The organism is Ferrovibrio sp. GW821-FHT12F09, assembly GCF_058806775.1.
Genome location: NZ_JBXAPZ010000002.1, coordinates 458,911 through 466,552 on the forward strand (window position 1 = coordinate 458,911; position 7,642 = coordinate 466,552).

Consider the following 7,642-nt stretch of genomic DNA (forward strand, 5'->3'; position numbering starts at 1 on the left):
GCCTTTTCCGGTTATGCGGCCTTGTCGATCTCGGCCGCGATGGCGTCCAGCGCCTTGCCGGCGCCGGCCGGATCGGCACCGCCGCCCTGCGCAAAGTCAGGCCGGCCACCGCCGCCCTGGCCGCCGATCAGCGGCGTGGCGATCTTCACCAGCTCGGCCGCATTGATCCTGCCGGTCAGGTCGGCGCTGACGCCGACGACAACAGAAACTTTTCCGTCCGCCACCGAGGTGAGCGCCACGACGCCGGAACCGATTTCCTTCTTCATCGCATCGACCATGCCGCGCAGATCCTTGGCCGGCACGCCATCGAGCGACCGGGCGGAGAATTTCACGCCCTTGATATCCTTCACCTGGGCGCCGGCACCGCCGCCGCCGCCATTCATGCCACCCAGGGCGAGCTGCTTGCGCAGTTCCGACAGTTCGCGCTCCAGCTTGCGCTTCTCGTCCAGCAGTGCGGTCAAGCGCTGCGGCACGTCTTTCGGCTGTGCCTTCAGCGCATCGGCGGCGGCCTGCAGGGTGCCTTCCTGTTCCAGGAAGTAATGCCGCGCGGCCTCGCCGGTCAGCGCCTCTATGCGGCGCACGCCGGCGGCAACCGCGCCTTCATTGACGATCTTGAACAGCGCGATGTCGCCCGTGCGCTTCACATGGGTGCCGCCGCAGAGTTCGACCGAGTAATCCTTGCCGTCCTCCAGCTTGCCCATCGAGAGCACGCGCACCTCGTCGCCATATTTCTCACCGAACAGCGCCATGGCGCCGGCCTTGATCGCCTCGTCCGGCGTCATCAGCCGCGTGGTCACGGCATCGTTCTGGCGGATCATCACATTCACTTCAGCCTCGACGGCCGCAGCCTCATCGGCGCTGATCGGCTTGGGGTGGCTGATGTCGAAGCGGAAACGATCCGGGGAAACCAGCGAACCCTTCTGCGTCACGTGATCGCCCAGCTTGCGACGCAGCGCCGCATGCAGCAGATGCGTGGCCGAATGGTTCGACGCAATGGCGCCGCGACGCGTGGCATCCACAGTGAGGATCGCCATGTCTTCCAGCTTCAGCGTGCCTTCGGTCACCTTGCCAAGATGGGCATGCAGGGCGCCGAGCTTCTTCTGGGTATCGCTGACCTCGACCCTGGCGCCGCCGGCCGTCACGATCAGGCCGCTGTCGCCCTGCTGGCCGCCGGACTCGCCATAGAACGGCGTCTGGTTCAGCACAACGGCGACCTCGGTGCCGGTCTTCGCTTCGCTGACCGGCTGGCCGTTGACGATGATCGCGTCGATGCGGCCTTCGGCCACTTGCGTGTCATAGCCGAGGAATTCGGTGGCGCCCTTCTCTTCCTTGGTCTCGAACCAGACCTTCTCGGTCGCCGCCTCGCCCGAACCGGCCCAGGCCTTGCGGGCCTCGGCCTTCTGCGCGGCCATGGCCGACTGGAAACCGTCGAGATTGACGTTGATGCCGCGCGGACGTAGCGCATCCTGGGTCAGGTCGAGCGGGAAACCGTAGGTGTCATAGAGCTTGAAGGCGGTCTCGCCCGGCAGCATGTCGCCCTTCGACATGCTGGCCGTGGCTTCATCCAGCAGCTTGAGGCCACGATCCAGCGTCTGCTTGAAGCGGGTTTCCTCCAGCTTCAGCGTCTCGGCGATCAGCGCTTCGGCGCGGCCGAGTTCAGGGTAGGCGCGGCCCATCTCGCCCACCAGCGCCGGCACCAGGCGGTGCATCAACGGCTCCTTGCAGCCCATGAGCTGGGCATGGCGCATGGCGCGGCGCATGATGCGGCGCAGCACATAGCCGCGGCCCTCGTTCGACGGCAGCACGCCATCGGCGATCAGGAAACAGGAGGAGCGCAGATGGTCGGCCACCACGCGATGGCTGACCTTGTGCTCGCCATCGGCATCGGTGTGCGAGGCATCGGCCGAAGCCTCGATCAGCGCCCGCATCAGGTCGATGTCGTAATTGTCGTGTTTGCCCTGCATCACCGCGGTGATGCGCTCCAGGCCCATGCCGGTATCGATCGAAGGTTTCGGCAGTGAGATGCGCTGTTCCTTCGTCACCTGCTCGAACTGCATGAAGACGAGATTCCAGATCTCGATATAGCGGTCGCCATCGGCATCCGGGCTGCCCGGCGGGCCGCCGAAGATCTTGTCGCCGTGGTCGTAGAAGATTTCCGAACACGGACCGCAGGGACCGGTATCGCCCATGGCCCAGAAGTTGTCCGAGGTGGCGATGCGCACGATGCGATCCTCGGCCACGCCGATCTTCTTCCAGATGCCATGCGCCTGGTCGTCATCGTGATAGACGGTGACCCAGAGCTTTTCCTTCGGCAGGCCATACTCTTTGGTGATCAGGTTCCAGGCGAGCGGGATCGCGTCGTCCTTGAAATAGTCGCCGAAGGAGAAGTTGCCGAGCATCTCGAAGAAGGTGTGATGGCGCGCGGTGTAACCGACATTGTCGAGGTCGTTATGCTTGCCGCCGGCGCGCACGCATTTCTGCGAGGTGGTGGCGCGGGTATAAGGGCGCTTTTCCTGGCCGGTGAAGACATTCTTGAACTGCACCATGCCGGCATTGGTGAACATCAGGGTCGGGTCGTTGCGCGGCACCAGCGGCGAGGAATCGACCACGCTATGCCCGTTCTTGGCAAAGTAGTCGAGGAAGGCCTGGCGGACGTCGCTGGCGGAGGACATTGACTTCATACCCCTGGTCGGCGGCGACCGACCCCGGCCGCCTGTAGTCTGCTGGAACGAGCAATTGTCATGAGCCGGACCGCATCCGGCAAGAGACCTGTCTTAACGGTCCGCCCCGCCCCTGTCCAGCCGGTCTCAGGCTGGTTAAGTCCTTGGTCGGATAGGGAATTGGCGGCGATGCCCAGGCCCGTCCATGGATCGTTTGCGGCGCCCTGCCCGGGCTTATTCCGGCCTTATCCCATGCTTATTTGCGCTTATTCGACTCTTATTCCGGCTTATTCCACCCTTATTCCAGCTTAGAGCGCTGCTAAGTCCTTGATCGGGCTGGAATCAGAGACGTGAAGAACATTTAGGAACCGGGCAGCCAGATTCAAGAGACAAAAAACCCGGTATCGCGCGGGCGATACCGGGGTCCATGGAGGAGACAAATTCTCCCACGCCAGATAGCTCCCGGCGGCCGGAAGCAGCCGAACCTCAAATCCATGCAATAACATATCGTCCCTCAAACCCCGCAACCGCAAATACGCCCCCTTCCAGCTTCTCTATCTAAAACATAAACTGTGCGTGGGATGGGGGATAAGAATGGCGACGCAAAACGACTTAGTGGCATCAATTGCGAAGACAATTCAAACATATCGCGCAGGGGAACTGCCCCAACCCGATTCAGCTCACGTCGCGCGTTGGGCGGATCAATTTTCCCCTCAGACTAGACTAGAGTTCCTCAGAGAATTTGATCACGTCATCCGGCAGACCTTCCTTACTAAGGAGATGGTCCAGAAATTTCTTAGTGGCTTAGTGAAGAACGAGGGACTTGCAGGTAAAGACCCTAAAAGCTATTGGGCCAGCGCCAACCTTTTACGCATTCAGCAAGCAGGGCAAAGTCAAAAAGAAATGGTTGAGTTGTTCGCTAGTGCATTGCACGAGCAATGCGAGCTGAAATTGACTGATTGTGGTGCAGCAGGCGGGCACTACATTTATTTAGATGACGTTTTGTTCACCGGAGGTCGTGTTGCAAGCGACCTAGAAAAATGGATCGCAACAAAGGCTCCGGCTACTGCCGTTGTCCATGTAATTCTGATCGCACTTCATACTGGCGGTCACTACTATCTTACGAGCACACGTTTGAAAAAAGCCATTTCTGCGTCAGGAAAGAAAATCGATATTCATTTTTGGAGATTATTGAATCCAGTCGAGAACCAAAAATTTCACAAAGACAACTCGAATGTACTTTGGCCTGCAACAATCCCCCCTGATCCCGCTGTCAAAGCATATGTAGAATCTGAGAAGAAGTATGCATTGGCTTTACGAAATGCCGGGGGTACCTTGGGCGTCTTTTCTTCCGAAAATGGCCGACAACTCCTTGAAACAGAATTTCTAATCTCCGGCGTTAAAATTAGATCCAAAATCCAGTCTCCAAAGGATTTTATCAGACCTCTTGGTTTCAGCGGTTTTGGGGTGGGATTTGGCTCGTTGATAACTACCTACCGGAACTGCTCTAACAATTGCCCGTTAGCGCTCTGGTGGGGCGACCCTACGGCAACTTCTGGTGCTCTTCAGTGGTACCCTTTGCTGCAACGGAAGACTTACGCAGCACCGGAGAACTTATTTAATGACCTCTACTAGCGCGCCGCCTGAAACCACGAGCGATCTCCGTACGTACTCTCGAGCGGAGGTTGTTATCGTCTATAAGACGAAAGAGCGTTTTGGTGGTTTATCTAATATGGCCTCAGGCTTTCCACTTAGAGTGAATGGTGTTCGGATACTGACTTCTGAAGCGCTTTATCAAGCCTGTCGCTTTCCTCACCTTCCAAATGTTCAGCAAGAAATCATCAGTCAGCACAGCCCGATGACCGCAAAAATGAAGGGCAAGCCCCATCGCGCTGATACGCGACCAGACTGGGACGAGGTGCGTTTCAAAATAATGCGCTGGTGCCTTCGAGTGAAACTTGCTCAACACTATGAGGAGTTTGGTCGTCTTCTATTGGCAACACAGGACAGGCAAATTGTTGAACAGTCGCGGAAAGATGATTACTGGGGCGCGAAAATAACTGACGAAACTGAAGAAACCTTAATCGGGCAGAATGTACTCGGTCGATTGCTTATGGAATTGCGAGAGAAGTTAAAACACGACGTAAATGGCGACTTAAAAATCGTTCATCCTCCTGCAAGCGTTTTGAATTTTATGTTGCTTGGAAAAACAATTGAGACAATTGATGCCTCTGTGGCGTTGAGAAAAACAGAAGAACTGCAATCAAGATTCTTATAATTCCAAACTTTCTATTCACTCAAAGCCTAAGCCCAAAAAATAACCCCGGCAGCGAGGTCCGCTGCCGGGGCTTTTCCCATGGAGGAGATTAACTCAGGCGCCGTGGTTTGCCGGCGTTGAGCTTGGGGAAATCCTATTCCGCGTCTTCGGCCTCGCCCGCATCCGGGCCGGCGTCGATCGCGGCGGCCACGATGCCGGTATTGGCCTTGATCGCGGCTTCAATACGATTGGCCACTTCAGGGTTTTCCTTGAGGAAGACCTTGGCGGCCTCGCGGCCCTGGCCGATGCGCTGGCTGTCAAACGAGAGCCAGGAGCCCGACTTCTCGACCACATTGGCTTTCACGCCCAGGTCGATCAGTTCGCCGGTCTTGGAGACGCCCTCGCCATACATGATGTCGAAGTCGACCACCTTGAACGGGGGCGCCACCTTGTTCTTGACCACCTTCACGCGGGTCTGGTTGCCCACCACCTCGTCGCGGATCTTGATGGCGCCGATGCGGCGGATATCGAGGCGGACAGAGGCGTAGAACTTCAGCGCGTTGCCGCCGGTGGTGGTTTCCGGGCTGCCGAACATCACGCCGATCTTCATGCGGATCTGGTTGATGAAGATGACCATGCAGTTCGACTTGGAAATCGAGGCGGTCAGCTTGCGCAGCGCCTGGCTCATCAGACGGGCCTGCAGGCCGACATGGGTGTCGCCCATCTCGCCTTCCAGTTCGGCCTGGGGCACGAGGGCGGCGACCGAGTCGATGACCAGCACGTCGATGGCGCCGGAGCGGACCAGGGTGTCGGCGATTTCCAGCGCCTGCTCACCGGTATCGGGCTGCGAGATCAGCAGCTCCTCGATATTCACACCGAGCTTGCGGGCATAGGACGGATCGAGCGCGTGTTCGGCGTCGACGAAGGCGCAGGTGCCGCCCTTCTTCTGGGCCTCGGCCACGACATGCAGGGCGATGGTGGTCTTGCCCGAGCTTTCCGGACCGTAGACCTCGACGATGCGGCCCTTCGGCAGGCCGCCGATGCCGAGTGCGATATCCAGGCCGAGCGAACCGGTGGAGATCGACTCCACCTCCATGCTCTGACGCTGGCCGAGCTTCATCACCGAGCCCTTGCCGAAATTGCGCTCGATCTGCGAGAGCGCCGCTTCCAGAGCCTTACCCTTATCCATATTTTCCTTGTCCACGAGCCGAAGAGAGGGGGACGACATTGCGGGGCATCCTTTCATGGGGACCAGTGAATTGCAATTATACGCCGTTCTGACCCCATATGTTCCTATATCGTTGCCATTGTCCAGCAAAATCTTGCGGCCCCTGCATGTCCCTGATTTTGCTGGTCTATTCTACTGATGTTCTCAAAGCTATGCTGCGATGTTCGCGGGCGTTCAGCCTGCCGGGCGATTCCCCGCCGCCCTGTCCGGAAGGCGCCGGTCCCGCTCTTTCCAGGCCGGTTAGCCGATAAAACTGGCCTTTTGTGGCCATTCAAATGGGTGAATTTCGCCTTATGGGGGTGAAATTCCCACGCCACGTAACCAGAGATAAATGGGATTTCAGAGGCCTGATAGGCGAGTCGCAGCCGGGCTCAGGCAGGACGCGCCGCGCTGTTCCCAGTCCTTAAGCCAGCGCCTCGAGCCAGGCGCGGTACTGCCAGCGGTTCAGCGCCGAGACCTGCGCGGAGGTGAAGGCATTCGCCTGGGCCGGGCTGAACGCCAGGATGTCGTTCGCGCTCAGCCCGCTGATGGCCGTGGTGGCGATCGCCGCCACCTGGGCGGTGGAGAAGGCCTGAAGCTGCGTCCGGTACAGCTCGTTGATATCGGTCGAGCGCAGGCCGGCGATCTGGGTGGTGCTCAGGCCCTGTATCTGCGTCGTGGTCAGCGCCCGTGTCTGCGAGCCGCTCAGGGCATTCAGATTGGTGGTGCTCAGCGCTGACAGTTGCGTGGCCGTCAGCGCCTGCACCTGCGTGCTGCCCAGCTCGGCCATATCGCTGGTGCGCAGACCGGCGATCTGGGTCGTGGTCAGGGCCGCCACCTGCGTGGTGGCAAGGGCCTGCACCTGGGTGGTGACCAGGGCATTGAGGTTGGTGGTGCTGAGCGCCGCCACCTGCGTCGCCGTCAGCGCCTTGACCTGGGCCGTGCCCAGTTCGGCGATATCGGTGGTGCGCAGGCCGGCGATCTGCGTCGTGCTCAGCGCCGCCACCTGGGTCGCGGTCAGAGCCTGCGTCTGCGTGGTGGCAAAGGCATTCAGATTGGTGGTGCTGAGCACCGCCACCTGCGCCGCCGTCAGCGCCTGCACCTGGGCCGTACCCAGTTCGGCGATGTCGGTGGTGCGCAGGCCGGCGATCTGCGTCGTGCTCAGCGCCGCCACCTGGGTCGCGGTCAGGGCCTGCGTCTGCGTGGTGGCAAAGGCATTCAGATTGGTGGTGCTGAGCACCGCCACCTGCGCCGCCGTCAGCGCCTTGATCTGCGTCGTGGTCAGCTCACCGATATCGGTGGTCTGCAGGCCCGCGATCTGCGTGGTGGTGAGCGCCGCCACCTGCGTCGCCGTCAGGGCCCGGGTCTGCGTGGTGTTCAGGGCATTCAGGTCGGTGGTCTGAAGCGCCGCCACCTGCGTGGTGGCCAGGCCGGCGATCTGCGCGGTGCTCAGCACGCCAACCTGGGTGGCGGTGAGCGCCGCGATCTGCGTGGTGCCCAGTTCGGCGATATCGGTGG

4 protein-coding genes and 1 pseudogene are annotated in these 7,642 nt (G+C 59.9%); 2 read left to right on the plus strand and 3 right to left on the minus strand.

Annotation, left to right across the window (positions count from 1 at the left end; genetic code table 11):
* Positions 1-11: 11 nt before the first annotated feature.
* On the minus strand, positions 12-2,672 hold the full coding sequence (gene alaS, locus AC1ROB_RS15180) for an alanine--tRNA ligase (RefSeq protein WP_492970290.1): 2,661 nt from the start codon (positions 2,670-2,672) through the stop codon (positions 12-14).
* A 582-nt stretch (positions 2,673-3,254) separates the two neighbouring features.
* On the opposite strand from alaS, the gene AC1ROB_RS15185 reads away from it, so the two are divergent.
* Positions 3,255-4,295, plus strand: a complete 1,041-nt coding sequence (locus AC1ROB_RS15185; RefSeq protein ID WP_492970289.1) for a phosphoribosyltransferase-like anti-phage protein — start codon at positions 3,255-3,257, stop codon at positions 4,293-4,295.
* Positions 4,282-4,938 (plus strand): NADAR family anti-phage protein, encoded by a 657-nt coding sequence (locus AC1ROB_RS15190; protein WP_492970288.1) that lies wholly within the window; start codon positions 4,282-4,284, stop codon positions 4,936-4,938. Before AC1ROB_RS15185 ends, AC1ROB_RS15190 begins: the two co-directional genes overlap by 14 nt.
* A 133-nt stretch (positions 4,939-5,071) precedes the next feature.
* Here the strand turns inward: AC1ROB_RS15190 and recA are convergent, their stop codons facing one another.
* Together recA and AC1ROB_RS15200 are read right to left on the minus strand one after the other, a co-directional pair.
* The gene (gene recA / locus AC1ROB_RS15195; protein ID WP_492970287.1) at positions 5,072-6,145 is read right to left on the minus strand and encodes a recombinase RecA; all 1,074 of its coding nucleotides are present in this window, start codon (positions 6,143-6,145) and stop codon (positions 5,072-5,074) included.
* Between the two features lie 403 nt (positions 6,146-6,548).
* Positions 6,549-7,642: pseudogene (locus tag AC1ROB_RS15200) on the minus strand (beta strand repeat-containing protein); the annotation flags it as partial.

Bases quoted from the DNA above. Each gene is read 5' to 3' on its own strand.
- alaS (WP_492970290.1), bottom strand. From the start codon at position 2,672: ATGTCCTCCGCCAGCGACGTCCGCCAGGCCTTCCTCGACTACTTTGCC.
- AC1ROB_RS15185 (WP_492970289.1), top strand. From the start codon at position 3,255: ATGGCGACGCAAAACGACTTAGTGGCATCAATTGCGAAGACAATTCAA.
- AC1ROB_RS15190 (WP_492970288.1), top strand. From the start codon at position 4,282: ATGACCTCTACTAGCGCGCCGCCTGAAACCACGAGCGATCTCCGTACG.
- recA (WP_492970287.1), bottom strand. From the start codon at position 6,145: ATGTCGTCCCCCTCTCTTCGGCTCGTGGACAAGGAAAATATGGATAAG.